This window comes from Allobosea sp. 2RAB26, from assembly GCF_052115465.1.
Classification (GTDB): domain Bacteria; phylum Pseudomonadota; class Alphaproteobacteria; order Rhizobiales; family Beijerinckiaceae; genus Allobosea.
This window is the reverse complement of record NZ_JBFRGS010000009.1, coordinates 223,963-248,577: the sequence shown is the minus strand read 5'-3', so window position 1 is coordinate 248,577 and position 24,615 is coordinate 223,963. Positions and strand designations below refer to the sequence as shown.

The window sequence follows — 24,615 nt, the reverse complement described above, 5'->3', positions numbered from 1 at the left end:
GTTGAATTGCGCCGATATCCGGCCCTCCTTGCCGCCGATGCCTGCTGGCTTCGGTGTCATGTGGAAACCGGAGGTCCCGACGGGCGAGCATAAGCCTCCAACTCCGGGGATGCCCTCGCATCCAGCCGGCTTGCCGCCATCGGCATCGCACGCTATTCCCGCTTGAATACAACGCTTCGATGCCGATCGGCATCCCGGCATTGCACGTCCGGCTCTTTCGTCGGCTTGCGGGAGGATAGTCATGAAATCGCGTGTCCCGGCTCTTCTCCTAGCCTTGTTGCTTGCGCCGCTGATGGTGACGTCCGGCCATGCCGAGCGGATCGTCACGGACCAGCTCGGGCGGACGGTGACGCTGCCCGACACTGTCTCGCGGGCCGTCGTGCTCCAGCACCAGACGCTCAATCTCGTCGTCCAGATGAACGCGACCGGCAAGCTCGCCGGCATCCTCGACCAGTGGAAGCAGCAGCTCGGCGCGAACTATGTCCGCCTTGCTCCCGAGCTCGCAAAATTGCCGATGCCGGGCGGCCTGACCAAGCTCAATATCGAGGCCCTGCTGCAGCTGAAGCCCGACGCGGTCTTCGTCACCAACTACGCGCCGGCGGAGATGATCGGCCAGATCGAGAAGGCCGGCATTCCCGTCATCGCGATCTCGCTGCTGAGCGCACCGCCGGGCGAGGCGACCAAGGTCAGCCCCGTCGTCGCCGATGAGCAGGCGGCCTATGAGAGCGGTTTCGCCGAGGGCGTCAGGCTGGTCGGTACCGTGCTCGACCGCAAGGACGAGGCCGAGGGGCTGGTCGCCTATGCCCAGGCCAAGCGCAAGCTGCTTGCCGAGAGGCTCGCCTCGGTCGCGCCGGGGCAGCGCGTCAGCGCCTATATGGCCAATCCCGACCTCAACACCTATGGCTCGGGCAAATATACCGGCATCATGATGAACCGCGCCGGCGCGGCCAATGTCGCCGCCGCCTTGCAGGGCTTCAAGCAGGTGACGATGGAGGATGTCCTGAAATGGAATCCCGCCGTCATCTTCGTGCAGGAGCGCTATCCTGAGGTGGTCGAGGAGATCCGGCGCGCCCCGGCCTGGCAGCCGATCGAGGCGGTCAAGGCGGGCCGCATCTACCTGATGCCGGAATATGCCAAGGCCTGGGGCTATCCCATGCCCGAGGCGATGGTGCTGGGTGAGCTCTGGATGGCCAAGAAGCTCTATCCCGACCGTTTCGCCGATATCGACATGCAGGCCGAGGCGGACGCCTATTACAGGCGTTTCTACCGCACCGGCTACGATTCCTTCCATTGACGGCGAGCGCCGACCGCCGCGTGGCGCGCACAAGGCGTCGCGCCGCCCCCGGCCTTGTTCTGGCGCTTCTTGCAGGCGCGCTCGTGCTCGTCCTGCTGGTCTCGCTCGGCATCGGCCGCTACGGCATTTCGCCGGCCCGTGTCGGGCAGATCCTGCTCGCATTCGACGGCACGGATGCGATCGAGCGCCATGTCGTGCTGACGGTCAGGCTGCCGCGCGTCCTGACCGCGCTTGCGGCCGGGGCGGGGCTGGCCCTGTGCGGGGCGGCGCTGCAAGGGGTGTTCCGCAACCCGCTGGTCGGCCCGCATATCATCGGCGTCTCGACCGGGGCGGCCTTCGGCGGCACGCTCGCGATCCTGCTGAGCGGGTCGCGCGGGCTTCTGCTGCTACTGGCCTTTCTCTTCGGCATGCTGGCGCTGCTGATGGTCTACGCGCTGAACGCGCTGGTGGCGCGGCGCAACATGCTGGTCCTGGTGCTGGCGGGCGTCGTCGTCAGCGGCTTCTTCGGGGCTCTGGTGAGCCTGGTGCAATATCTCGCCGACGCCGAGGAGAAGCTGCCGCGCATCGTGTTCTGGCTGCTCGGCTCCTTCGCCACCGCCGATTACGACAAGCTCGCGCTGATGCTGGGGCTGCTGGCGCCGGGCGCCGTCCTGCTCCTGCTGCTGCGCTGGCGCATCAACATCCTGTCGCTGGGCGAGGAGGAGGCACGGGCGCTCGGCGTCCGGACCGAGCCGACGCGCTGGCTCGTGCTGACGCTGATCGGGCTGATCGTCTCGGCCCAGGTCGCGGTCAGCGGCGTGATCGGCTGGATCGGCCTCGTCATCCCGCATCTGGCGCGGATGCTGGTCGGCCCCGACCATCGCGCCCTCCTGCCGGCGGCGATGCTTGCCGGCGGTCTGTTCATGGTGCTGGTCGACGATGTCGCGCGCAGCTTGAGCCAGAGCGAGATCCCGCTCGGCATCCTGACGGCGCTGATCGGCGCGCCGGTCTTCGCTCTCGTCTTCCTGCGCGCCACCGGCTCGGAGCGCGGCCATGGCTGAACCCCGCATCCGGGCCGAGCAGGCCGGCCATTCCTATGACGGCCGGCGCTGGCAGTTCCGCGCGCTCGACCTGATGGTTTCTGCGGGCGAGATCGTCGCGGTGCTCGGCCCCAACGGGCGCGGAAAATCCACGCTGCTGCGCGCCATCGCCGGGCTGATCGCGCCCAATGCCGGCCGCATCGCGGTCGCGGACGCCGTCGGCTTCGTGCCGCAGGCCTTCATGCCGGCCTTTTCCTACAGCGCGATCGAGATCGTGCTGATGGGGCGCACCCGGCACATCCCGCTGCTGCGGGCGCCCGGCCGACGCGACCGCGAGATCGCGGCCGCCTGCCTCGCCGAACTCGGCATCGCGGCGCTGGCGCAACGCGCCTTCGCGTCGCTCTCCGGCGGCGAGCGGCAGCTCGTCCTGATTGCCCATCCACTCGCCGGCGAAACACCGATCCTGCTGCTCGACGAGCCCGCCGCCGCGCTCGACCTGCACCATCAGGACGAGGTCATGGCGCTGATCCGCACCATCTGCGACGACCGCCAGCTCGCGGTGCTGTTCACGACGCATCATCCCGACCACGCCCTCGCCATCGCCGACCGGGTGCTGCTGATGGGCGACGACGAACGGCATCTGATCGGCCCCACGGCCGAGACGATGACGGAGGCCCATCTCGCGGAACTCTACAAGGTGCCGGTGCGCCTTCTGCGCTTTGCCGCCGAGGGCCGGGAACTGACTGCCTTCGCCCCGGTTTTCCGCAGTCAGGTCTTGCGCAGTCCTGACTTGCGTAGCCCGGTCTTGCACGATGAGGCTTCGTGCGGCCAAATCCTGGGTGGCGGCAAACCGGGTTCTGGAGGCAGCCATGCCAAGTGAGGTCGCCGCCGCCGATCCCGTCAGGCTCTATGCCGCGGGCAGCCTGCGCCGCGCTTTCGGGGAGATTTTGCCGCTGTTCGAGCAGGCCCACGCGATCCGTGTGGAGGCGCTCTTCGGCCCGGCCGGACTGCTGCGCCAGCGCATCGAAGCCGGCGCGGCGCCCGATGTCTTCGCGTCCGCCAATCTGGACCATCCCCGCCGATTGTTCGAAGCCGGTCTCTTCGACGAGCCGATCTGCTTTGCCCGCAATCCGTTCTGTGCGGTCGTCCGCCGCAATCTCGGCATCCAATCCGCCGGGCTGATCGACGCCATGCTCAATCCGGCGCTCATGCTCGCGACCTCGACGCCGGGCGCCGACCCATCGGGCGATTATGCCGAGCTGGTCTTCGCGCGGATCGACCGGCTGCGGCCGGGCGCCGGCGCGCTGCTTGCCGCCAAGGCTCGCCGGCTGCTCGGCGGCGGCTTTGCGTCAGAGGTTCCGGCCGGGCGCGCGCCGGCCGCATGGCTGATCGAGACGGGACAGGCCGATATCGTCCTCGGCTACCAATCCGGCACATTGGGGCTTGATCCCTCCGGTCCCTGCGCGCCCGTCGATCTGCCCCAGGGCTGCGCCGTGACGGCGTCCTATGGTCTGGCCGTCGCGCGCGGGACCGGGCAGCGCGGGTATGGCCTTGCTGCCTTCCTGACAGGCGGCCAGGCCGGGGCGCTGCTCTATTGCAATGGCTTCATCGCCCCCAACCACGTTTCGCAGAGCCAGACCATCCATGTCGGTGCGAAGGCACCGGCTCGAGAGTGAAGGGATGAGCCGGAGCATGTCTCACGGCACCACCCTGCCCTGTCGCCATTGATACGCGGCGCCCCCGACAGGTTGCGGCCAAGGTCGGGCAAGGGCCAGCCTCGCACGAGCGGGAAGCGGTGTTTCACACGCTGACAGCCGGTCCCGTCATGTCAGACCCAACGGCAGCGGCGGATCCGCCTGCCAAAGCTGTCACGATGCACACGGCAGACCTGGCGCCGATGGCGGCGGTGATGTCTGCGATGCTGCGGCGGACGGTGATGCCGACGATCCCAATCCGAACCACGCTGTTGGGCCCAATCCAATGGCGTTCCGTCCGGAAGCGTCAGATCAGACAGACCTGCGTTTGGCGCCTCCGGCGCCTGGAGCCGTGGGGCGGCCTGCGCGCCCTGGGGCCGCAAAGCGAGGGCCAGGCCAAGACTCATGCCCAGAAATCCAGTGAGGAATGCCCGGCGTTCCATGGTTTCGCCTCCTGCTGCGAGCCAGTGGCCTCACACAGTGCCATTGAGCTCGAGGCGGCCTGATCTGCCGCCTCCTCGGGAACGCGTGGGGAACGCGTGGCCGCCCGATTTGTTCGGCACTGAGGCTCACGAAGACGATGCGGGCAAACCATAAGGGCTTTGTTCACGTTGATGGCGCAGCGATCTCAACCGTGCTCATGGCGTGTCGGTATGTGTCCAGTTGCAGCGTCATGTCCACGCGGTCCATGCCCGGCGCAAAGCCGTCCGGTACGCGGGTGGTTTCGACGAAGCCATAATGCGCGAAGAACCCGCAACTATACTGGGTGGTCTCGATGGTCACCGTCTCGAATACCGGTTCCGCGGCGATCTGCGCCAAGCGTTCGCTCAGCAGGCGCTCGCCCAGCCGTCGACCGTGCAGGTCGCCCCGCACCATGCCCCAGCATAGGAAGGCGACAAAGGGGTCTTCGCCCCCGCCGGCATAGCCGCCGCAGCCCAGCGCCTCGCCGTCCATCGACTCCAGCATGAAATAGGGCCCCGGCATGTCGTCGAGAAAGGTGAGGAAATCGGGCCTCTCGGCCGCTGCGAAGTAGCGGGGCACATTGCTCTCGAACAGCGCCAGACCGAGTTCACGGTCCTCCATCCGCCACGGGCGCAGGCGCACCCTGGCGCCCGGTGCGTTCGGGTTCAATTGGGCGTGACGGATCCTGGACATGAGCAAACCTCAACCGTGGAGACAGGCCTCGCCGCGCACTGGCACCCGTGGACGGCGAAATCGTACAGGGCCAGTCGATCATGGCGCGTATTTGTCGGCCGCATCGCTCAACTCATCCTGCCCCACAGCTTTTGCAGGCCTCCCGAAAACGGGGCCCCGAAAATCGCGCATCCGGCCGGCCGAGGGATTTATGGTGGCGATGATGCCGGTGTCGCCGATCTCGGCAGACAGGAGCGGCCGAGGTGGCGTAGCGTGGTCCGCCTCTGCCAGGGTCGCCCCCCAGGCTCGAAACCCCGCCCGCCGCCCCCCTCTTTGACCGGCGCTCGGAATAATGGCCATGGTCGCCGTGAGCCAGGAGCCCCGTGCCCATGTCTTCCCTACCCATGTCTTCCCTGCCCAAGCCTTCCGTGACCAGGCCTTCCCCGCCATGACCCAGCACGTCCTCCTCGCCGGCAGCACCGGACTGGTCGGCAGCCTTGTCCGGGCCCGGCTCGCCACCCGTCCCGAGATCGATCTCGTCAGCCTCGTGCGCCGGGGAGCATCCGCGTCCGGGCATGAGGTCGATTTCGAGCAGCTTTACGAAACGCCCGAGGCCGTCCTGAAGCCTGTTGCGCCCGACGGCATCGACGTCGCGATATCCTGTCTCGGCACGACCATCCGCACCGCGGGGTCGCAGCCGGCCATGTTCCGCGTCGACCATGATTATGTGCTCGCCGTCGCCCGGGCTGCGCGAGCGCTTGGGGCCCGCCAGTTCATCCTGGTGACCGCGGTCGGCGCCGGCGGCCCCGGCTTCTACCTGCAGACCAAGGGCGCCATCGAGCGGGCGGTCGCCGATCTCGGCTTCGAGCGGGTCGACCTGATCCGGCCCGGTTTCCTTCTCGGCGGGCGCACCGAGCGGCGCGTCTGGGAGGCGATCGGCCAACGCGTCTTCGCGGCGCTCACCCCGATCATGCTCGGCCCGCTGTCCCGCTACGGGGCCATCCCTGCGGAGACGGTGGCGGACGCGATCGTCACGCTCGTCGGCAATGCCGCGCCCGGTCGGCACCTCTACGAGAACGCCGAGATGCGTCGGCTTTCCCGGGCGACGCGCGTCAGCGGATAGAGGGCGGGTCACGCCGCCCCGTGAACGCCATCCGGGTTGCCCCGCGGCAGTGTCAGCATCTGCCGCAATGTCGGAGATGGCTGCCAGGCTGACACGCCATCGTCATGCCTGTGGGATCTCTGCCGATCCACTCCACAGGTCGAAGCCCGCTGACCCCATGCAATTCAGTCTCGTAGAGCCCAGCGACCCATCGGCCCCGCCACTGATCCAGCTCCACGGCTCCGGCGGCAAGGAAACGGACATGCTTCCCGTCGCGGCGGCGGCGGCTCCGGGCGCGGCTGCATTCTCGCTGCGCGGAGCGGTCGCATGGGAGGGCGGCCATGCGTTCTTCAAGCGCTTGCCCGATCGAAGCATCGACGAAGACAGCATCCGGGCCGAAGCGCCGGCTCTCGGAGCCTTCATGGCAGAGATCGTCGCAAGGCATCCTGGCCGGAGCAAACCGATCCTGGTCGGGTTCTCAAACGGCGCGATCATGGCTGCCGCCCTGATGATGCTCTTTCCCGATCTGGTCAGAGGGGCCGCGCTGTTGCGCCCGCTTTCGCCGTTCGCGACGCCAGGGGAAACACGATTGCCGGCCACGCCGGTGCTCGTCGTCGATGCGACCCATGATGCTCGCAGGCGGGCGGAAGACGGTATCGAGATGGCGGCGCAACTGCGTCGCGTAGGGGCGCTAGTCGATCACCAGAGCCTGAATTCCGGCCACGCCCTGACCGACAATGATTTCGCACTGCTGCGCGGCTGGTTGGCGAAGGTCGTTTGACGCCCGCTAAGGGGCCGAAAGTCCCCGTTGGCCTCGGTGGCCTGAGACGCCGGCCGATCGGCTCCAGACTCTGCCCCCGTGAGGTCTTGGCCAAGACCCTGTCCGGTTCGAGCGCAGAAACCGCCGGCGCTGCCTGCCCGCAAGCGCCCTCCCCAGCCGACCTGATTACCAAGAACTGGCGCACGCTCGTTCGCGCCGGAGAGAAGATCCGTCCCGACGAGGACGGGCACCGCCCGGAGATCGGCGAGGCAGTGCTGGCCGGCTGCTTGCAAGCGCGAAACGTCTGGAGTGAGTGATTGCTGACGCTGTCGAGAAGCACTAGCCTCTTGCGACGTCGTCCAGCGTTCGTGGAAATGAAGTGCCAGCCGTCACCATTACCGCGGCGGTGGCCCACCGGTTGAGCCACTTCGTCGGTTGAATCCCTCGTAGACGCACGCCGATCGCGCGTCGAAGCGCGACGCCGAGCAGAAGGAGCCCTCCCATGCTTGAGCTCTTGTTCTGCTCGCTTCTGACGATCCTGCCCGACTACCTGTTTCGCCGCTACGGTCAGGGCCGTCGGATCGGCAAGGAGATCACGCTCTACTCGGTCTGGTTCGAACTGCGCTGGGGCATCACGGCCTGCGCGATGCTGACCATCGGGTTGATCACGGTGGTCTTCTACAATCACCCCTCGACCACGAACGCGACCCTGTTCTTCAGGGCGGTGCCGATCATGCCGGAGAACAGGGGAAAGGTCGCCGAGGTCTTTGTCGGGCTCAGCGGCAGGGTCGAAAAGGGCGCGCCGATCTTCCGTCTCGACAGCAGCGTGCAGGAAGCGGCAGCCGAGACCGCCCGCCGCAGGATTGCCGAGACCGAGGCAGCACTTGTTGTCGCCCGGTCCGACCTTGCCTCGAGTGAATCCAAGATCCAGGAGGCGAGGAGCGACCTCCAGCAGGCACAGGACGAACTGCGGACCAAGCAGGAATTGATGCGACGGAACGCGAATGTCGTCGCGCAGCGTGAGATCGAGAGGCTGGAGGTCCGCGTCGCCGGGAAGGAAGCCGCTGTGAACTCGGCAACCGCGGCGCGCGATACTGCGCAGATCCGGATCTCGACGCAGCTTCCGGCAGAGAGGGATAGTGCCCAGGCGGACCTGGCTTTGGCCCAGATCGATATCGACAAGACCGTGATCCGGGCCGGATTCACAGGCCGCGTCGAACAATTTGCGCTTCGTGCCGGCGATCTCGTCAACCCGAACATGCGCGCCGGCGGCGTCCTGATCCCCGAGGAGGCCGGGCGCTCCTCCCTGCAGGCCGGCTTCTCCCAGATCGAGGCGCAGATCATGAAGGTCGGCATGGTTGCCGAGGCCACCTGCGTCTCAAAGCCCTGGGTCATCATTCCGATGGTCGTGACCGGGCTGCAGGATTTTATCGCAGCCGGGCAGTTTCGCGGCGGCGAGCAGCTGATCGATGTTCAGCAAATTGCCAGGCCCGGCACGATCCTGACATTTCTCGAGCCGCTCTATCCCGATGGGCTCGATGGCGTGACGCCGGGCAGCAGCTGTATCGTCAATGCCTATTCGAGCAACCATGATCGCATCGAGGCGAAGGACACCGGCTCCGTCAAAAGGGTCGCTCTGCATGCGGTCGACGCGGTCGGGCTCGTTCATGCCATGATCCTGAGGATCCAGGCGCTGCTGCTGCCGATTCAGACACTGGTTTTCTCCGGACACTGATCCGGCAGCGCAGACCGCCGATCGGCGCCCTTTACGGTTTCCGTCGAGAGGACATCAGAAGCTCTCGGCGCCCGGCAGGTGGAAACGCGGCGCAGCATGAATCCGGATTTCCGCGCGTGAGGGCCGCCGAGTGACACTCGTGCCCGGACCTGTTGGGCGTGCATGGAGCTTTGCCCGAAAGCTGACATTCCTGATCGGGCGGGGTGACTGCTGCTCCCGACCCAACAGAGACGTTTGCGGCGAGGCCGGTGACGGACGAAGTTTGGCTAGGCCCGATCCTCAGAATGTCCCTTCCTGGGGCATCGAAGCGCCAATGGATCCGTTCGCGACTGCCCCAAGGTACAGTAGCACGCAGCCCTGCTGTCCCGGTAAATCGGGGCGGCCGCCATTTTGAATAAATTCTTAAGGTGCCCGCGGAGGCCCGTGGGCACCAGGTACGGCCGTATGCATCATCCGGGAGGGTCGGACATGAAGATTGGTCGACGCGAATGGCTTTGTCTCTCTGCGAGTATCGCCATGCTGACCGGGGCGAGCCTCCCTGCGATAGCGCAGCAACCTCAGCCCCAGCAGCAACAGCGGCCTAACATACTCGTGATCATGGGCGACGACGTAGGCTGGTTCAATGTCGGGGCCTACCACCGGGGGATCATGTCCGGGAAGACGCCCAACCTCGACAGGCTGGCGGCGCAGGGAATGATGTTCACGGATTACTATGCCGAAGCCAGTTGTACCGCTGGCAGGGCAAGTTTCATCACCGGCGAAATCCCCTTGCGCACGGGTTTGACCACCGTTGGACAAGCGGGTGCGGATGTCGGCATGCCGGCCCAGGCAGCGACGATCGCCAGCGCTTTGAAAACTCAGGGATATGCCACCGGCCAGTTCGGAAAGAACCATCTGGGCGACCTGAACAAGTTCCTGCCGACACTGCACGGCTTCGACGAGTTCTTCGGCTACCTCTACCACCTCGACGCGATGTCCGATCCGTTCTGGTATTCGTTCCCGGACGAGCAGTCCTATCGCGACAAGGTCGGCCCCCGCAACTTGGTGCATACCTTTGCCACAACCGTGGACGACGCGACCGAGATGCCGCGCTGGGGCAAGGTCGGCAAGCAGAGGATCGTGGACGAGGGACCTCTGGCACCCTACCCCAACATGGGCAACGTGCCAAACATGCACGACATCACGCCGAAGGCTAAATACGACATGACGACCTTCGACGAAATACTGGTCAAGTCGTCATGTGACTTCATGGACAAGGCCAAGGCTGACAAGAAGCCGTACTTTGTCTGGCACAACACGACGCGCATGCATGTCTGGACCTTCCTGTCGCCGAAATATCAGGCGCTGATGAACAGCAATACCAATTACGGCCTTGAAGAGGCGGGCATGGCGCAGCTCGATGACGGCGTCGGCGCCCTTTTGAAATGCGTGGAGGATTCAGGCCAGGCGGACAACACGGTCGTCATCTTCACCACCGACAACGGTGCCGAAGTCTTCACTTGGCCCGATGGCGGGATGACCCCGTTCAAGGGGACCAAGGGAACGGTCATGGAAGGCGGCTTCCGGGCGCCCGCGATCATTCGCTGGCCGGGCAAGGTCAAGTCTGGCACGGTCGAAAACGGGATCTTTTCGGCGCTGGACTGGTTCCCGACGCTCCTGGCTGCGGCCGGCAATAGCGACATCACCGGCCAGCTCCTGAAGGGCGTGGCGTTGGGCGAGAGGACCTACAAGAACCATCTCGACGGCTACAACCAGATCGATCTGCTCCAAGGCAACGGTCCGTCCGCGCGGCATGAGTTCTTCTATTTCGGCGGTCCGCAACTCGGCGCCGTTCGGATCGACAACTTCAAGTACCAGTTCTTCCAGCAGCCGCAGGGTTGGCCCGGCGCGAAGGTCACCACCGACATGCCGACCATGGTCAATATCCGCCAGGACCCGTTCGAACGAACCCCGTCGATCGGCGGGCAGAGCCTCAATGACCTGGGTGGCGGCTATATGAACGACTTCTACGCCCGGGAGTTCTGGCGGTTCGTCTCCGTTCAGGACGAAGTCGCCAAACTGGCTCGTACTGCGATTGACTACCCACCGATGCAGGACCCAGCCTCGTTCAATCTGGAAGCCGTAAAACGGCAAATCGATCAGGCGATCAAGAACAAGCCCGGGAACTAAGGCATCGGCCCGAAAGGTGGATTGCGGTTTTCGGGGCAAAGCCGATGCAAAGACAAAGGGTTAGATCATCAGACTGGATACGATATCCGGTCCGATGATCCAGGGAAACGCGAAGCAAGTGGCGGGCAGCTCTGAGCGAGCCGCCCGTCTTTTTTGCGGTCGCGGCCGGTAGCCACCGGTGCTGGGCGGATCGCCCGCGCAGATCGGGGATGCCGTGGAGATCGCCCTCGAACATCATCTCGGCATGGAGATTTGCATCACGGCCATGCGGCAGACGGGCGAAGCCATGACCGCGCGTTTCAAGCAGACCAGCCTCGGCGGCCTGGAGTGAACCGGCCGCAGAGCCGAGCCTGATGCCGCGTCAAGTGCCTATCGTGAGGTGCAGGAGGTCCAAGGCAGGACTGGCTCCAACGAAGGGCTTGCGTCATTCTCCTTGGAGCAGCCAGTGAACCTTCGCGGGGACACGTTCATGCTCAACCAGGATCTGATCGATGCTAGTGGATGATTTCCGTTCGGATACGGTCACGCGCCCCGATGAGGGGATGCGGGCTGCCATGGCTGCAGCCGAGGTTGGCGACGCCGTCTATGATGACTGCCCGACCACCAGTCGCCTGGAAGCGATGGTCGCCGAGCGATTGGGAAAGGAAGCCGCCCTTTTCTTCCCCACCGGCACGCAAGCTAACCTCGCCGGGCTGATGGCCCATTGCGGCCGCGGCGATGAATATCTCGTTGGCCAGATGGCTCACACCTATCGGCTCGAGGGCGGCGGCGCCGCAGTCCTGGGCTCGATCCAGCCGCAGCCCTTGCCCAACGAGGCTAATGGGACGATCGCGCTGGACGCCATTGCGAACGCGATCAAGCCGGACGACTTTCACTTCGCGGTCACGCGGCTGCTGGCGCTGGAAAACACCTTCAACGGCCTTGTCCTGCCCGACGCCTACCTGCAGGCCGCAACGCAGCTCGCCCGCTCGCGCGGGCTTGCGACGCATCTGGACGGCGCCCGGCTGATGAATGCCGCGGCGGCGAGCGGCCGGGACGCGGCCTGGATCGCGGCGCAGTTCGACACCCTGTCCCTGTGTCTCTCCAAGGGGCTGGGCGCGCCGGTCGGCTCCGTCCTCGTCGGCCCCAGGGACTTCATCGAAAAGTCCCGCCGGATCAGGAAAATGCTGGGCGGCGGCATGCGCCAGACCGGCGTGCTCGCCGCGGCCGCGATCTACGCCCTGGAGCACAATGTCACGCGGCTTACCGACGATCATCGCCGCGCCGCAGCTCTTGCGACCGTGCTGGCGCGTTTTCCCGAGCTTGGCGCGGGACCGTCACGCACGAACATGGTGTTCATGACGCCCAAGGGGCTCGACACCAGCGCTTTCGTCGCCTTTCTACGCGGTCGCGGCATTGCCGTCGGCGGGCGCTATGGAACGCTGCGTTGGGTGACCCATCTCGATGTGGATGACGCGTCCGTAGAGCGGGTTGCCGAGGCCTGCGAGGTCTTCTTCGACAGGCAAAGCGCGCCCGCCGGCTTGAAAGCCCATGCCTGAGGGCCGGTCGCAGGATTGCGGGCGGCGTCAAGCTGACCTGCCACGGGCGGGCGGGTTGCGATCGGCGCTGTCGTCCGCGAACGGGACGAGCCGCATTCGAGAACCGTTCGCCCAAAAAGAGACCCGCCATGGCGGCGGGTCAAGATTGGGAGGGTGTCCTACCGTACGGTGAGCACCTGCCGGCCCGTCTGTGATCAAAGTCACAGAGCCGGCGATTGCACGCTTGCATGACCGGGTCGATGCCGATGCGGATGAGCGAGCCCAGCCCGGTCACGTTCAAGACGCCGGTCTTGCGCGGCGCAAAGACCATCGTTCTCTCAACACCACTGCCGAGGGGCCTAATCTGCTCTTCCGCGAAACGGCTGCGCTCCACGTTCTGGTCCTCTCAATGGGCCGGACCGAACTGCGTGACCGGCCAAGGGCTTGAGTCCGTTTCTTCGGCTACAGTGCCAGGATTGCCCCTGTCCGGCAGTTCCGCACCCTGTCGACGCGGGCACCATCCCAGTGAAAGTCGTAGTGGTCGCCCTGCACCGGGATCGGGACGAGATCCGGCCAGAAGATCGCGATGCACTCTGCGCCGGGGCAGCGCACGCTCAGATACAAAAACCCGTTCGATCCCGCCGCCCGCATCTGCCGCGCAACCGCCTGGGAGGCGGAATAGTCGTCCGCGTCGTGCAGGTCGGCCCGGGCCCGGACATCATGCAGGTCGAGATCGACCTGGTTGATCAGCACGCGGAACTGCGAGGTCCAGCCGCCCTCCTCCCGGCTCGCCGCCATCGCCCGGCCATGGTGATGCGCGACCTCGCGGATCGCGACCTCATCGCTCTGGCCGGCGGAATAGACGCCCCAGGTGCCGTCGGTGAACCGGCCTGGCCGATCCGTGCTGATATGGACGAAGGGCGCCATCAGGTAGCTCGCCCCATGTCCAGCGACACGTCGCGCCGGCGGAACGAGATCGAGCCGGCCGATCTGCTCCCAGATCCGTGGGTTGGTCTTCGACTCGATCGAGGCCAGCGCCTCCCAGTCGCTCGGGTCGGCGATGTCCTCGAACAGGTCGATCGGCGGATAGATCGAGCGGATGATCCGGTACGCCTTGAGCCAATGGACGCGGATGACGGGCGGAGCGTCGCTCACCAACCACCACGCTCGGCATCGAGATAGGAGCGCACCCGGGCCAGCGAGAAGATGTCGCCCTGCGCCATGATCTCGACCGGGGCCCGGCCGCCAAAGGCGTCGTTCGGCTTGCCGACCCAGGCATAGCCGCGCTCAGGCTCCGTGAAGAGCGTGCGCAGGCCCTTGTGGATGCCCATCAGCAGGGACAGGCGGGTGGCGAGGTCCCGGTCGATCCGGCCATGGTCCCCTGCCTTCCAGCGGGCATAGGTCCGGGCGGAAAGCCCGCCCAGGATCTCGCGCGCGACGGCGTCGGTCAGGCCCCATTTTTCGAAGAGCCTGATCACCGCCCGGGCGGCCGCAGCGGCCTCCTCGACCGTAATCTCCGGCACCGCCGGGGTCGCAACAGTCCGGGGGATCTCGACAAGCATGGCGCACCTCACTTCGGCATAAAATAAGGATACTTATGCCAAATGGCAATATCAGCCCCGCTTCGGCCGATGATGCTGCCTCAGAGCTGAAGACGACAGGTATCGGTCGGCCGCGCTACCCCTTCTGCCGGAGCGCGCGCGGCGATTCCCCGAAGCTCGCCTTGAAGTCGCGCGACAGATGGGCGCTGTCGGCAAAGCCTGCGCCCATGGCGATGTCGGTGAGCGAGCGCTTGCTGTTCAGGATCAGCCAGCGCGCATAGTCCAGCCTGAGCTTGCGCTGGAACGCCGCGGGACTCTGGCCCAGCGAGGTGCCGAACAGGCGCTCGAGCTGGCGCGGGCTGACGCCGACATAGCGCGCAACCGCGGCGATCGGCGGGGGATTGTCGAGGCGCTGTTCGATGAATTGCGCGGCCTGCTGAACCCGGACGTCGAGATGGGAGCCGATCTGCGCGTAGAAATGCGGCTGCGGCATCTCGGCCGGCCGCATGTCCTGCAGCATCATGTGGCGCATCGCCTGCTGGGCCTTGTCCCGGCCGCAATGGCGCGCGACGAGATAGAGGCCGAGATCGATCGCGGCCGTCGAGCCGGCGCAGGTGATCAGGTCGCCCTCGTCGATGAAGAGCCGCTCCACCCCTGCCGAAACCCTGGGGAAGCGCTGTTTGAAGGCATCCAGCACGTTCCAGTGCACGCAGACCCGGCGCGGACCGACCAGCCCTGCCCTGGCGATCGCAAAGGTGCCGGTGCAGATGCCCAGCAGCCGCGCGCCCGACGCCGCCGCCCGCCTGAGATAGTCGAGCAGGCTCTCGGGCAAGGCTTCGTTGAGATAGTCGTTGCCGCCGCAGACGGCGACATAGTCGAAGCCGGCCGGATCGAGCAGGGCCGCATTCGGCGCAACCGAGACACCGCAGCTCGAGCGTCGCGGCTCTCCGTCGAGGCTCATCACGGTCCAGCTCGCATGGAGCTGGCGACTGCGGCCGCCATGGTCCGCCGCCAGGCGCAGCACATCGATCAAGCCGGAGAAGGCGGCGAGCGTGAACTGGTCGAGCAGGACGAAGCCGATCCGCAGCCGCGAAACGGGAATGGGCGCGGATTGCGGCCGCTCGCTGGCGGATGGCGGAAACTGCGCTGTGTTCATGTCGTGATTATTCAAATTTCCGGCCGGCGAATTCTAGTGCCTTTCGTGCGCCGCGCCCACCATGATCGTAGAAGCGCGAAGACGCTCAGGCAGAGGAGAACGACGATGAACAGACCCGTCCGGCTGGCGAGCGCCATGCTCGCGACCACCCTGCTGACCGCGCCGGCGCTGGCCCAGCAACCCGCCTCGATCACCGTCGCCTGGTATGGCGGCAACTGGGGCGACGCCTTCCGCGCCTGCGTCGCCGAACCCTTCACCAAGGCGACCGGCATCGCCGTGAAGGCGGAGATCGGCACCTCGACCGTCACCCTGTCGAAGCTGCAGCAGCAGAAGGCGGCTCCCACCATCGACGTCGCCTGGATGGATGGCGGCATCAGCGAGCTGGCGCTCGCCGCGGAGGTGACCGACACACTCGACGCCGCAGCGATTCCCAATCTCGCCAACACGCTGCCCGAGGCGCTCTACAAGAGCGGTTCGACCACCTATGCGGTCGGCACCGGCTATTACTCGCTCGGGCTCACCTACAACACCCAGAAGGTCAAGACCGCCCCGACATCGTGGAACGACCTCTGGAAGCCGGAATTCGAGGACGCGGTCACCATCCCCTCCCCGGCGAATTCGGCGGGCGTGCCTTTCGTCATGTTCCTCTCGAAGATCTGGGGTGGCGCTCCCGGCGACCTCGCCCCGACCTTCAAGAAGATCAGGGAGCTGAAGGCCGCCCTGTTCTTCGATTCCTCGGGCGCCGCGACCAATGCCTACCAGAGCGGCGAAGCGATCATCGGCGCGCATTTCAACGTCGGCGCCTGGGACCTTGCCGACAAGGGCCTGCCGATCGGCTTCGTCGTGCCCAAGGAAGGCGCCTGGGCGACCGATGCCCGGCTCCATCTGGTGAAGGGCACGCCGAAGAAGGACGCGGCTGCAAAGTTCATCAACCAGGCGCTGACGCCGGAGGCGTCCGGCTGCCTCGCCGAGAAGCTCTATCTCGGCCCGTCCGTGAAGAACGTCGTCGTCAAGCCCGAGACCGCGCGCAAGCTGCCCTGGGGCGAGACCGGCTCGGTCAAGACCCTGCAGCTCTTCGACTGGACGGAGATCAACGCGCTGCGCTCAGGCGTCGTCGACGCCTGGAACCGCGAGATCGCGCGCAAGTGAACGACCTGCGCGCGAACGACTGGGCACGAGCACCACGAGCCGCAGCATGAGCACCCCCATCCTTGCCATCGACGGCCTGTCCAAGCATTTCGGCGGGCACGCGGCCCTGACGGACATCGACCTCTCCGTCGAGCAGGGCGAGTTCATCGCGCTGCTCGGCCCGTCGGGTTGCGGCAAGACCACGCTGCTGCGCTGCATCGCCGGATTCCTGACGCCGGAGGCCGGCACGGTCAGGCTCGCCGGCGAGGATGTGACACGGCTGCCGCCCTATCGCCGCCCGCTCAACACGGTGTTCCAGAACTACGCGCTCTTCCCGCATATGAGCGTCCTGGAAAATGTCGCCTATGGCCCGCGCCGGCAGGGCACGCCGAAGGGCGAGGCAACCAAGCGTAGCACCGAGGCGCTGGAGCTCGTCGGCCTCGCAGGCTTTGGCGAGCGCCTGCCGGCCCAGCTCTCCGGCGGCCAGCAGCAGCGCGTGGCGCTGGCGCGCGCCATCGTCAACCGGCCTCAGCTGCTGCTGCTCGACGAGCCGCTGAGCGCGCTCGACCTGAAGCTGCGCAAGAAGGTCCAGGGCGAGCTCAAGCAGATCCAGCACCGGCTCGGCATCGCCTTCCTGTTCGTGACGCATGACCAGGACGAGGCGATGAGCATGGCCGACCGGATCGTGCTGATGAACGGCGGCCGCATCGAGCAGATCGGGCGCGGCCAGGATATCTATGCCCGGCCGGCGAGCCGCTTCGCCGCCGACTTCATCGGCGACGCCAACCTGCTCCAGGTCGAGCGGCGCGGCGACGGCAGCCTGTCGCTGCTGGGCGGCGCGATCATCCGTCCCGCCGCGGACGCTCCGCAAGGCGTGCTGACCGGCGTGCTGCGGCCCGAGGATATCCTCATCGCGCCGGAGCCCGCCGCCGATCGCCTCTCCCTGCCGGCCGTGCTCTCCGAGATCACCCATGTCGGCAGCCATGCCCTCGTCACGGTCCTGGCCGGCGGCACCGTCCTGACGGCCAGGCTTGCGCCGTCGGCGCTGGCGGGCCTCGCGCCGGGCCAGCCGGTCTTCGCCACGATCCGCCTTGGCGATCTCAGCCTCGTGCCGGGGGACGCGTGATGAGCGGGAGGCTGCGCACGGTCGTGCTGCTTTGCGCCCTGCCGGCGGCGTTCTTCGTCGCCTTCTTCCTGGCGCCGATGGCGGTCGTCCTGATCGCGAGCCTGACCACGCCGGACGGTCACCTGACCTTCGCGCATTACCTGCGCATCCTCGCCGACAGCTATCACTGGGACGTGCTGTGGGTGACGTTCCGGATCGGCGCGCTGACCACGCTCGTCTCAGTCGTGATCGGCTATCCGCTCGCCTGGTATCTCGTGCGCGTGGTGCGCTGGCGGCCCTGGCGCCGGTTCTGCGTCATCCTGCTCATCGTGCCGCTGTTCACCAGCAATATCGTGCGCTCCTTCGGCTGGATGGTGCTGCTCGGCCGCAACGGCCTTGTCAATGACGGCCTGATCGGGCTGGGCCTGATCGAGCGGCCGATGCGCTTCCTCGGCACCGAGCTCGGCATCCTGATCGGCCTCGTCTACATCCTGCTGCCCTTCATCGTGCTGGCGGTCGGCAACGCGCTCGCCAAGGTCGATCCGGCGCTCGAACACGCCTCCGCCGATCTCGGCGCGACGCCGGCCGGCACCTTCTGGACGATCACCTTCCCCCTCAGCCTGCCCGGGCTGATGGCCGGCGCGGTCATGGTCTTCATGCTGGCGGTCAGCGCCTATGTCACGCCGGCTCTGCTCAGCGGCGGGCGGATCACCGTCTTCTCCATGCTGATCTTCCAGCAATACAGCTCGGTCTTCGACTTCAACTATGGCGGTGCGCTCAGCATCACCATGCTGGTGCTGACGCTGGTGCTCGTCACCCTCGCCGGGCGCCTCAGCGAGCCGAGGAGAGCCTGAAATGGTCACGCACCTCGTCAGGATCATCTCCCTTGCAGCGCTCGCCTATCTCGCCCTGCCGCTCGTCGTGCTCGTCGGCGCCTCGCTGACCACGACCAGCTTCCTCGCCTTCCCGCCGCAAGGGCTCACCCTCGCCTGGTACGGCAAGATGCTGGGCGACCCGTCCTATGTCTCGGCCTTCATGACCAGCACGCTGCTCGCGATCGCCGCGACCATCGTCGCGGTGGTGCTGGCGGTGCCCGCCGCGATCGCGATCGCCCGCTATCGCTTTCCCGGCCGCCGCCTGCTGTCGGAAATTCTGATGTCGCCGCTGATCCTGCCGCATGTCGTGCTCGGCGCGGCGCTGCTGCAATATGGCAGCGCGATCGGCCTCGTGCGCAGCTTCACGGCCCTGCTCGTCGGGCATGTCGTGATCATCATGCCCTTCGTCCTGCGCGCCGTGCTGCCGCAGCTCAGCGAGGAGCAGCGCAGCCTGGAGGAGGCGTCGGCCGATCTCGGGGCCAGGCCGCTGACGACCTTCTTCCTGGTGACGCTGCCGCAGATCCGCAGCGGGCTCGTCAGCGGCGCGATCTTCGCCTTCATCGCCTCCTTCATCAATGTCGAGCTCAGCATCTTCAACACCACGGCCGAGCTGACCACGATCCCAGTCAAGCTGTTCAACTACGTCCAGTACACGATCGACCCGACGATCGCGGCGGTCTCCGGCCTGACGATCATCGTCGCCGCGATCGTGATCGTGCTGCTCGACCTCACCATCGGCCTCGACGTGCTCTCCGAGCGCCGCTGATCCCGTCCACCCCGTTTAGTCCCAAGGAGCCCGCACATGCGCCAGCAGAATGTCTTCGACGTCGTCTACACCCATACCGAGGGCGAGCCCCTCTGCATCATCCATAGCGGGATTCCCTATCCCGCCGGCTCGAACATCCTGGAGAAGCGCCGCTTCCTCGAGGAGAACTACGACTGGCTGCGCTGCGCGCTGATGCGCGAGCCGCGCGGGCACAAGGACATGTTCGGCGTGTTCCTGACGCCGCCGTCGAGCCCGGACTACGATGCCGGCCTGATCTATATCGACGGCACGCAGTATTCCCATATGTGCGGCCACGGCACGATCGCGGTCGGCATGGCGATGGTCGCGCTCGGGCTCGTCCGGCGCGGCGCCAATGGCGTCACGACGATCCGCTTCGAGACCACCGCCGGCCTGGTGACGGCCGAGGTCGCCAATGACGGGCCGGACGTGCTGTGGACCCGATTTGAGAACGTGCCGGCCTATGTCGCGGCGCAGGACGTGCCCTTCGACCTGCCGGGCATCGGCCAGCTCAAGGCCGACATCGTCTGGGGCGGCAATTATTTCGGCATCATCGACCTGCGCGGCACCTCGCTGCGGATCTCGCCGGAGAACGGCTCGGAGCTCTCCCGGCTCGGCATCATCGCCCGCGAGCAGCTGCGCCAGAAGGTTGCCATCCAGCACCCGGCGTCGAGCCACATCAACAACTTCAACTTCGTGACCTTCTGGCACGAGCCGACGATCGAGGGGGCCTTCTACAAGAATGTCCACGTCTTCTCCGCCGGCCAGCTCGACCGCTCGCCGGGCGGCACCGGCACGAGCGCGATGATGGCGATGTATGAGGCGCGCGGCCTGCTCGCGTTGCACCAGCCGATCCGCTCCGAAGGGCTGCTCGGGTCGGGAACCTTCGAAGGCTGCCTGATCGGCGAGGCGAACCTGAACGGCACGCGCGCCGTGCGCCCGACCGTGAAGGGCACCGCCGGGCTGCTCGGCACCGCACGCTGGACGATCAACCGCGACGATCCGGTCGACGCCGGCTTCCTCGTCGCCTGACCGGCATCGCGCCGGGACAGCCAGGCCAGGCTGTCCCGGCGCGATCGGCTTCATGGCGCCGCAAAGCCCCGGCCTGCGCCAGAGCCGCGCGCCCCTCGCCCGGCCCGAATGCGCAAAATGCCGGGCGAATGAGCCGAGGCGCCGCTGACCCGAGCGGTGCCGTGACCTGCACGTTTTTGTCGAAGCCAGCGCGACGTAAGGCTGCGAGACAGCGTGGACGGTAGCGGCCTTGGTGCATGGCAAGCCCCGTGCAACAAAGGCCAGAGCTTGCCAGCCGGGCCATGTCCCGGCAATCTTAGCTCAGGAAGACGCTCAGCGGGTGTATGCCCGAGTATTCTCTCGTCGGGCAGCAAGACATGGGAAGTCCAAAATCATGATCATGGACGGTGGCAATGCCGATGCCGGCAAGATGGACGAGATCGCTCTGATCGGGCGTCGCACGGGACTTATCAACCGCCGGTCGTTTCTGGTCGGTTCTGCCGCCGGCGTCGGCGCGCTCGGACTCGCCGGCTGCACGACCGACGGCATGAGCCTCGCCGAGGCGTCCAAGATCTACGGGCCGGTGCCCGAAGAGAAATTCCCGATCCCGGCTGTCGATGTCAGCAAGGTCGATCCGAAATATTATCGCCGGACCGTTCGCTACGAGACCAAGGAAGCGCCCGGTACGATTATCGTCGATCCCGGCAATTACTACGTCTACCGCGTCGAGGACGACGGATCGGCCACCCGCTATGGCGCCAATGTCGGCCGCGACGGGTTCCGGTGGAGCGGGGACGCCTATATCGGGCGCAAGGCGGAATGGGCGACATGGACACCGCCCAAGGAGATGATCAAGCGCCAGCCCGAGGCGGCCAAATACGCCCGCGGCATGCCCGGCGGCCTCGAAAACCCGCTCGGCGCCCGCACGCTCTATCTCTATCAGAACGGCGCCTACACGCTCTACACGATCTACGCCTCCAGCGATCCGGAATCGATCGGGAACGGCATCACAAGCGGCTGTGTCGGCCTGCTCAGCCAGGACATGATGCACCTGTACTCGCGTACGCCGGTCAAGACGAAGGTCGTCGTCCTGCCGGCATAGCAACGGTCAGTCCCCGGTCCTGGCGCCGCCCAGCCCCGAGAACAGCGACGGCGCGCATTGGTGGAACTTACCTTCGCTGAAGGCTTCCACCTCCAGAAGAACTGAGCCCGTCGGCTCGCCGCCGCCGGTGAATGCATACGCCAGGTGCGGGCTCCAATCCGGAAGGAGGCGAGCATCGCACCAGGTTGCAGCCAGAGCGCCAGTTCTCCCACATTCGCACCATCTGTCGCGGCGATGGCGCCGGACTCGGCCGCAGCAAATGGGTGCGGAGCCCATCCGGCCGCTCGGCGCCACACATGTCCCGTCGCTCGCATGTCTCCAATCCGCCAGAGGCCGCCGTTGAAACTCGCCAGAGATCGGCCCTGACGGCGCACCACGTTCACCTTGAAACACCCGCGATCGCTGCCGCTTGCATTCACCCGATTTCATCCTCCGCTCGGCCCCTCGCCGAGCACGGCTCTGCGCCTCCCGGCAAGCCCTCGCGCCGGCTGATCAATCGTCTCAGTCGATTATTGCGTCGCCATGGTCGGCCTCGCGTCGTCAGCGTGCCGAGCGAAGCCAAGTCGCTGATCGTTCTTTCCACCACCTTCCTGCTCTCGATGGCGCTGGCCGCGATGGGGCTCGAGACCGATATCGCCAAGCTCAGGGCCAAGTGCCTGCGCCCTCGCCTGCTCGGCCTTGCGGCCTTTCTTTTCATCGCGTCATTCAGTCTGATGCTGGTGAAGCTCACGATGTGAAGGATCGCGATGACGCTCGAACAGCTCAGGATCTTCGTCGCGGTCGCCGAGCGCGAACATGTCACAAAGGCCGCGACCGAGCTGAACCTGACCCAGTCGGCGACGAGCGCCGCGGTCGCGGCCCTGGAAGCGCGCCATGCGGTCAAACTCTTCGATCGCATCGGCCGGCGCATCACGCTGACCGATGCCGGCCGGCTCTTCCTGGCCGAGGCGCGCGCCGTGCTCTCCCGCGCCGCCTCGGCCGAGGCCGTGCTGGCCGATCTCGCCGGGCTGAAGCGCGGCCGGCTCGCCTTCGCCGCGAGCCAGACCGTCGCCAATTACTGGCTGCCGCCGCTGCTGCACGCCTTTAGGGCGCGCCATCCCGGCATCGAGACGCCGCTGACGATCGGCAACACGCAAACTGTCGCTCAGGCCGTCCATGACGGGCTCGCCGATCTCGGCATCGTCGAGGGGGAGATCGACGACCCGCATCTGGCGATCTCGCCGGTGGCCGAAGACGAGATGGTGCTGGTCGTCGCCCGCGGGCATCGCTGGGCCGGCGCAGCCGCGATCGCAAGCGCGGCCTTCGCCGAGGCGCCCTGGGTCCTGCGCGAGCCGGGCTCGGGCACGCGCCGGCTGTTCGAAGACCTGCTGGCACGCGACGGCCTGAGCCTCGCGGAACTCGACATCGCGCTTGAATTGCCCTCGAACGAAGCCGTCAGGGCGGCGGTGGAGGCCGGTGCCGGGGCGACCGTGGTCTCGCGCCTGGTGGTCGCGGCGGCGCTGCGGGCCGGGTCACTGGTTGCGGTCGCAGCGACCGTGCCGCGACGCCGCTTCTATGCCCTGCAGCACAAGGAGCGCTATGTCGGCCGGGCCGCGCAGGCCTTTCTGTCGCTCCTGCGCGAGCAGGCCGGAGCGGCCGAACCGAGCAGCGGGCGCATCTGATCCCCGACCGCTCCCGGCCCGAACCGCTGCCGGCCCGGCGGCTCCATCCGAAGCGTCAGCGCTGGCGTGGCTGATTGTTGTCGACGACCTGCTGGTAGGCGACGAGGTCGAGGAACGCCTCGGCCTCGGCGACCTTGCCGTCCTTCATCCGGAACAACCAGGCGAACTGGTTGCGATAGGGATGTCCGCCAGTCGTCGTGGCCGTCGCGTCGAAGCGGACGATCACCCGGTCGCCGACGGCGCAGATGTGCCGGACCTGGGGGACGAGCGGGGTCGCGAGGCGGCTGACCAGCGGCACGGAGGCCCGCTCAATGAAATCAGTCATGCCGCGATAGGTGCCCGCGACGGGACCGGAGCCCGGAATCGTCCAGACGATGTCGGGGGCCAGGAGTTGCTGGAACACATTGTCCCCGGCGGCCCAGCGCTGGAACGCGTCGCGCACGATGGTCTCGTTGCGTGCGGTGTCGGCCCGGGCCGGCGCGGCTATGGCCGGCGCGATGGCCAGGGCGACGATAGCCGCAAGCCCGATGCGCCGGGTGGCGGTCGCAGGTCGATTGGATGGGGCGGTAGAGTTCATTGAACGTCTCCTTCGCTTCAGGGTGGTTGGGAAAGCCGCACGCGCTGCCACTGCGCGGGCCGCCACTGCCGGAAATCCGGCTTACGGGGCCGTCGCGGAGGACGGCCGGACACGCCGGCGAAGAACCATGCCGGCATGGTGGAGGGTGTCGTTGTCGACGAAATCGCCGTCGGCGGTAAAGCCGGTGTCGTCCCAGTATTCGATGTGGGTACCCGTCACCTCGTATCGCCCGCGATAGGCGCCCTCGCGGTTGCCGCGCGCCTCGACATAGCAGCCGTCCGGCAGGAGTTCGTGGCGGATCCGGTTGTCGTCGGTGACCCACATGCCGACAAAGGGATGGGTGGCATGCGTCATGGCTTTCTCCGCGAAGGCAGCCGTTGCGAGTGCCGCCACGACACCCGTCGCGACGGTGATGATCCCGGCCCGCATCAGTGCGGCGCCCTGGTCGAGCGGACGACGATCTCGTTGACGTCGACGTCCTCGGGCTGCTCCAGCGTGTAGCGGACGGCCCGACCGATGGCGTCAGGCTGGAGCGCAATGCTCCGGTAGGTCTTCATGGCTTCGGCCGCCGCGCGATCGGTGATCGTGCCGGCAAGCTCGCTCTCGACGACGCCGGGATGGATGCAGGTGACCCTGATGTCGCTGCGCTCCTGGCGCAGACCGTCCGAGATCGCCCGGACGGCATATTTCGTGGCGCAGTAGACGGCCGCCGTCGGCGAGACGCTGAGCGCACCGATCGAGGCGATGTTGACGATGTGGCCGGAGCCCCGGGACGTCATCTCCGGCAGGACCGCGGCGATTCCGTAGAGGACGCCCTTGATGTTGACGTCGACCATGCGGTCCCACTCGTCGACCTTCAGGGAGGCCATCGGCGAGAGCGGCATCACGCCTGCATTGTTGACGATGACGTCGATCCGCCCGAACTGCTGACGGGCTGCGTCGGCGAAGCGCAGGACGTCGTCCTGCCGCGTCACATCCAGGCGGCGATAGTCGACCTTCGCGCCGCCCTGCCGAAGCTCTTCGGCGAGGGCATCGAGTCGCTCGACCCTGCGTGCGCCCAGCATGAGACGGGCTCCGGCGGCGGCGAGCTCGCGGGCGATGCCGACGCCGATGCCACTTGATGCCCCGGTCACCAGAACGGTCTTGTCCATAGCCATGGTCCAACTCCTCTCGCTTGGTCCGCTGCGTGATGCGGAACCCGTGATCGAGGAGATAGACGCCCGGCGCTGTCGCCGGTATCTAGCCAGGAGG

25 protein-coding genes and 1 pseudogene are annotated in these 24,615 nt (G+C 66.7%); 19 read left to right on the top strand and 7 right to left on the bottom strand.

What is annotated here, in order from left to right; genetic code table 11:
- Positions 1–241 precede the first annotated feature (241 nt).
- The 4 genes from AB4118_RS19490 to AB4118_RS19475 are packed head-to-tail and all read left to right on the top strand — an operon-like array spanning position 242 to position 3,989.
- Positions 242–1,294, top strand: coding sequence for an ABC transporter substrate-binding protein (locus tag AB4118_RS19490; RefSeq protein WP_441491302.1), 1,053 nt, complete (start codon positions 242–244; stop codon positions 1,292–1,294).
- Positions 1,295–1,314: 20 nt separating this feature from the next.
- Positions 1,315–2,334, top strand: coding sequence for a FecCD family ABC transporter permease (locus tag AB4118_RS19485; protein WP_441491301.1), 1,020 nt, complete (start codon positions 1,315–1,317; stop codon positions 2,332–2,334).
- Positions 2,327–3,193 (top strand): ABC transporter ATP-binding protein, encoded by an 867-nt coding sequence (locus AB4118_RS19480; RefSeq protein WP_441491300.1) that lies wholly within the window; start codon positions 2,327–2,329, stop codon positions 3,191–3,193. Before AB4118_RS19485 ends, AB4118_RS19480 begins: the two co-directional genes overlap by 8 nt.
- Complete coding sequence (locus AB4118_RS19475) at positions 3,183–3,989, top strand: substrate-binding domain-containing protein (protein WP_441491299.1); 807 nt, start codon at positions 3,183–3,185, stop codon at positions 3,987–3,989. The genes AB4118_RS19480 and AB4118_RS19475 overlap by 11 nt, the downstream gene beginning before the upstream one ends.
- A 624-nt stretch (positions 3,990–4,613) precedes the next feature.
- On the opposite strand, the gene AB4118_RS19470 is transcribed toward AB4118_RS19475, so the two are convergent.
- Positions 4,614–5,162: a GNAT family N-acetyltransferase gene (locus tag AB4118_RS19470; protein ID WP_441491298.1), complete on the bottom strand. Its 549-nt coding sequence runs from the start codon at positions 5,160–5,162 to the stop codon at positions 4,614–4,616.
- Positions 5,163–5,499: 337 nt separating this feature from the next.
- Here AB4118_RS19470 and AB4118_RS19465 point away from each other — a divergent pair, with 337 nt between their 5' ends.
- From AB4118_RS19465 to ltaE, 7 genes are all read left to right on the top strand, one after another.
- Positions 5,500–6,264: an NAD(P)H-binding protein gene (locus AB4118_RS19465; protein WP_441491297.1), complete on the top strand. Its 765-nt coding sequence runs from the start codon at positions 5,500–5,502 to the stop codon at positions 6,262–6,264.
- 241 nt (positions 6,265–6,505) lie between these two features.
- Positions 6,506–7,024, top strand: coding sequence for an alpha/beta hydrolase (locus AB4118_RS19460; protein ID WP_441491296.1), 519 nt, complete (start codon positions 6,506–6,508; stop codon positions 7,022–7,024).
- Positions 7,025–7,110: 86 nt separating this feature from the next.
- Complete coding sequence (locus AB4118_RS19455) at positions 7,111–7,320, top strand: hypothetical protein (RefSeq protein WP_441491295.1); 210 nt, start codon at positions 7,111–7,113, stop codon at positions 7,318–7,320.
- A gap of 185 nt (positions 7,321–7,505) precedes the next feature.
- Positions 7,506–8,738 carry an HlyD family secretion protein gene (locus AB4118_RS19450; protein WP_441491294.1) on the top strand — a complete coding sequence of 411 codons (1,233 nt, stop codon included), beginning with the start codon at positions 7,506–7,508 and terminating at the stop codon, positions 8,736–8,738.
- Positions 8,739–9,206: 468 nt separating this feature from the next.
- Positions 9,207–10,907 carry an arylsulfatase gene (locus AB4118_RS19445; RefSeq protein WP_441491293.1) on the top strand — a complete coding sequence of 567 codons (1,701 nt, stop codon included), beginning with the start codon at positions 9,207–9,209 and terminating at the stop codon, positions 10,905–10,907.
- A 178-nt stretch (positions 10,908–11,085) separates the two neighbouring features.
- Entirely contained in the window at positions 11,086–11,238 is a 153-nt protein-coding gene (locus tag AB4118_RS19440) for a hypothetical protein (protein WP_441491292.1), read from the top strand.
- Between the two features lie 160 nt (positions 11,239–11,398).
- Positions 11,399–12,445, top strand: a complete 1,047-nt coding sequence (ltaE, locus tag AB4118_RS19435; protein ID WP_441491291.1) for a low-specificity L-threonine aldolase — start codon at positions 11,399–11,401, stop codon at positions 12,443–12,445.
- 441 nt (positions 12,446–12,886) lie between these two features.
- Here ltaE and AB4118_RS19430 read toward each other — a convergent pair whose 3' ends face one another.
- The 3 genes from AB4118_RS19430 to AB4118_RS19420 all read right to left on the bottom strand — a co-directional run bounded on the left by AB4118_RS19430 (position 12,887) and on the right by AB4118_RS19420 (position 15,121).
- Entirely contained in the window at positions 12,887–13,582 is a 696-nt protein-coding gene (locus AB4118_RS19430; protein ID WP_441491290.1) for an RES family NAD+ phosphorylase, read from the bottom strand.
- A complete protein-coding gene (locus AB4118_RS19425; RefSeq protein WP_441491289.1) occupies positions 13,576–13,986 on the bottom strand; it encodes an MbcA/ParS/Xre antitoxin family protein in 411 nt (136 codons plus the stop codon). Before AB4118_RS19425 ends, AB4118_RS19430 begins: the two co-directional genes overlap by 7 nt.
- A gap of 115 nt (positions 13,987–14,101) precedes the next feature.
- Positions 14,102–15,121, bottom strand: coding sequence for a GlxA family transcriptional regulator (locus AB4118_RS19420; protein WP_441491288.1), 1,020 nt, complete (start codon positions 15,119–15,121; stop codon positions 14,102–14,104).
- 105 nt (positions 15,122–15,226) lie between these two features.
- Between AB4118_RS19420 and AB4118_RS19415 the strand changes: the two genes are divergently transcribed.
- From AB4118_RS19415 to AB4118_RS19380, 8 genes and pseudogenes are all read left to right on the top strand, one after another.
- On the top strand, positions 15,227–16,270 hold the full coding sequence (locus AB4118_RS19415; protein ID WP_441491287.1) for an ABC transporter substrate-binding protein: 1,044 nt from the start codon (positions 15,227–15,229) through the stop codon (positions 16,268–16,270).
- 46 nt (positions 16,271–16,316) lie between these two features.
- The gene (locus tag AB4118_RS19410) at positions 16,317–17,375 is read left to right on the top strand and encodes an ABC transporter ATP-binding protein (protein WP_441491286.1); all 1,059 of its coding nucleotides are present in this window, start codon (positions 16,317–16,319) and stop codon (positions 17,373–17,375) included.
- Positions 17,375–18,208 carry an ABC transporter permease gene (locus tag AB4118_RS19405; protein ID WP_441491285.1) on the top strand — a complete coding sequence of 278 codons (834 nt, stop codon included), beginning with the start codon at positions 17,375–17,377 and terminating at the stop codon, positions 18,206–18,208. The genes AB4118_RS19410 and AB4118_RS19405 overlap by 1 nt, the downstream gene beginning before the upstream one ends.
- Position 18,209: 1 nt before the next feature.
- Complete coding sequence (locus AB4118_RS19400) at positions 18,210–18,995, top strand: ABC transporter permease (protein ID WP_441491284.1); 786 nt, start codon at positions 18,210–18,212, stop codon at positions 18,993–18,995.
- Between the two features lie 36 nt (positions 18,996–19,031).
- Positions 19,032–20,045, top strand: a complete 1,014-nt coding sequence (locus tag AB4118_RS19395) for a proline racemase family protein (RefSeq protein ID WP_441491283.1) — start codon at positions 19,032–19,034, stop codon at positions 20,043–20,045.
- A 373-nt stretch (positions 20,046–20,418) separates the two neighbouring features.
- Complete coding sequence (locus AB4118_RS19390; RefSeq protein WP_441491282.1) at positions 20,419–21,126, top strand: L,D-transpeptidase family protein; 708 nt, start codon at positions 20,419–20,421, stop codon at positions 21,124–21,126.
- 536 nt (positions 21,127–21,662) lie between these two features.
- A pseudogene (locus tag AB4118_RS19385) lies at positions 21,663–21,863 on the top strand (YeiH family putative sulfate export transporter); the annotation flags it as partial.
- 9 nt (positions 21,864–21,872) lie between these two features.
- Positions 21,873–22,787 (top strand): LysR family transcriptional regulator, encoded by a 915-nt coding sequence (locus tag AB4118_RS19380; RefSeq protein WP_441491281.1) that lies wholly within the window; start codon positions 21,873–21,875, stop codon positions 22,785–22,787.
- A 55-nt stretch (positions 22,788–22,842) separates the two neighbouring features.
- Here AB4118_RS19380 and AB4118_RS19375 read toward each other — a convergent pair whose 3' ends face one another.
- The 3 genes from AB4118_RS19375 to AB4118_RS19365 form a co-directional block, all read right to left on the bottom strand.
- The gene (locus AB4118_RS19375) at positions 22,843–23,364 is read right to left on the bottom strand and encodes a nuclear transport factor 2 family protein (protein ID WP_441491280.1); all 522 of its coding nucleotides are present in this window, start codon (positions 23,362–23,364) and stop codon (positions 22,843–22,845) included.
- An 81-nt stretch (positions 23,365–23,445) separates the two neighbouring features.
- Complete coding sequence (locus AB4118_RS19370; protein WP_441491279.1) at positions 23,446–23,793, bottom strand: Atu4866 domain-containing protein; 348 nt, start codon at positions 23,791–23,793, stop codon at positions 23,446–23,448.
- On the bottom strand, positions 23,793–24,521 hold the full coding sequence (locus tag AB4118_RS19365) for an SDR family oxidoreductase (RefSeq protein ID WP_441491278.1): 729 nt from the start codon (positions 24,519–24,521) through the stop codon (positions 23,793–23,795). The genes AB4118_RS19370 and AB4118_RS19365 overlap by 1 nt, the downstream gene beginning before the upstream one ends.
- Between the last annotated feature and the right edge of the window lie 94 nt (positions 24,522–24,615).

Excerpts from the sequence above, each read along its gene's own strand:
- AB4118_RS19490 (WP_441491302.1), top strand. The coding sequence starts at position 242 with ATGAAATCGCGTGTCCCGGCTCTTCTCCTAGCCTTGTTGCTTGCGCCG.
- AB4118_RS19480 (WP_441491300.1), top strand. The coding sequence starts at position 2,327 with ATGGCTGAACCCCGCATCCGGGCCGAGCAGGCCGGCCATTCCTATGAC.
- AB4118_RS19475 (WP_441491299.1), top strand. The coding sequence starts at position 3,183 with ATGCCAAGTGAGGTCGCCGCCGCCGATCCCGTCAGGCTCTATGCCGCG.
- AB4118_RS19470 (WP_441491298.1), bottom strand. The coding sequence starts at position 5,162 with ATGTCCAGGATCCGTCACGCCCAATTGAACCCGAACGCACCGGGCGCC.
- AB4118_RS19465 (WP_441491297.1), top strand. The coding sequence starts at position 5,500 with ATGGTCGCCGTGAGCCAGGAGCCCCGTGCCCATGTCTTCCCTACCCAT.
- AB4118_RS19460 (WP_441491296.1), top strand. The coding sequence starts at position 6,506 with ATGCTTCCCGTCGCGGCGGCGGCGGCTCCGGGCGCGGCTGCATTCTCG.
- AB4118_RS19450 (WP_441491294.1), top strand. The coding sequence starts at position 7,506 with ATGCTTGAGCTCTTGTTCTGCTCGCTTCTGACGATCCTGCCCGACTAC.
- AB4118_RS19445 (WP_441491293.1), top strand. The coding sequence starts at position 9,207 with ATGAAGATTGGTCGACGCGAATGGCTTTGTCTCTCTGCGAGTATCGCC.
- ltaE (WP_441491291.1), top strand. The coding sequence starts at position 11,399 with ATGCTAGTGGATGATTTCCGTTCGGATACGGTCACGCGCCCCGATGAG.
- AB4118_RS19425 (WP_441491289.1), bottom strand. The coding sequence starts at position 13,986 with ATGCTTGTCGAGATCCCCCGGACTGTTGCGACCCCGGCGGTGCCGGAG.
- AB4118_RS19420 (WP_441491288.1), bottom strand. The coding sequence starts at position 15,121 with ATGAACACAGCGCAGTTTCCGCCATCCGCCAGCGAGCGGCCGCAATCC.
- AB4118_RS19415 (WP_441491287.1), top strand. The coding sequence starts at position 15,227 with ATGAACAGACCCGTCCGGCTGGCGAGCGCCATGCTCGCGACCACCCTG.
- AB4118_RS19410 (WP_441491286.1), top strand. The coding sequence starts at position 16,317 with ATGAGCACCCCCATCCTTGCCATCGACGGCCTGTCCAAGCATTTCGGC.
- AB4118_RS19405 (WP_441491285.1), top strand. The coding sequence starts at position 17,375 with ATGAGCGGGAGGCTGCGCACGGTCGTGCTGCTTTGCGCCCTGCCGGCG.
- AB4118_RS19400 (WP_441491284.1), top strand. The coding sequence starts at position 18,210 with ATGGTCACGCACCTCGTCAGGATCATCTCCCTTGCAGCGCTCGCCTAT.
- AB4118_RS19395 (WP_441491283.1), top strand. The coding sequence starts at position 19,032 with ATGCGCCAGCAGAATGTCTTCGACGTCGTCTACACCCATACCGAGGGC.
- AB4118_RS19390 (WP_441491282.1), top strand. The coding sequence starts at position 20,419 with ATGATCATGGACGGTGGCAATGCCGATGCCGGCAAGATGGACGAGATC.
- AB4118_RS19380 (WP_441491281.1), top strand. The coding sequence starts at position 21,873 with ATGACGCTCGAACAGCTCAGGATCTTCGTCGCGGTCGCCGAGCGCGAA.
- AB4118_RS19375 (WP_441491280.1), bottom strand. The coding sequence starts at position 23,364 with ATGAACTCTACCGCCCCATCCAATCGACCTGCGACCGCCACCCGGCGC.
- AB4118_RS19370 (WP_441491279.1), bottom strand. The coding sequence starts at position 23,793 with ATGCGGGCCGGGATCATCACCGTCGCGACGGGTGTCGTGGCGGCACTC.
- AB4118_RS19365 (WP_441491278.1), bottom strand. The coding sequence starts at position 24,521 with ATGGCTATGGACAAGACCGTTCTGGTGACCGGGGCATCAAGTGGCATC.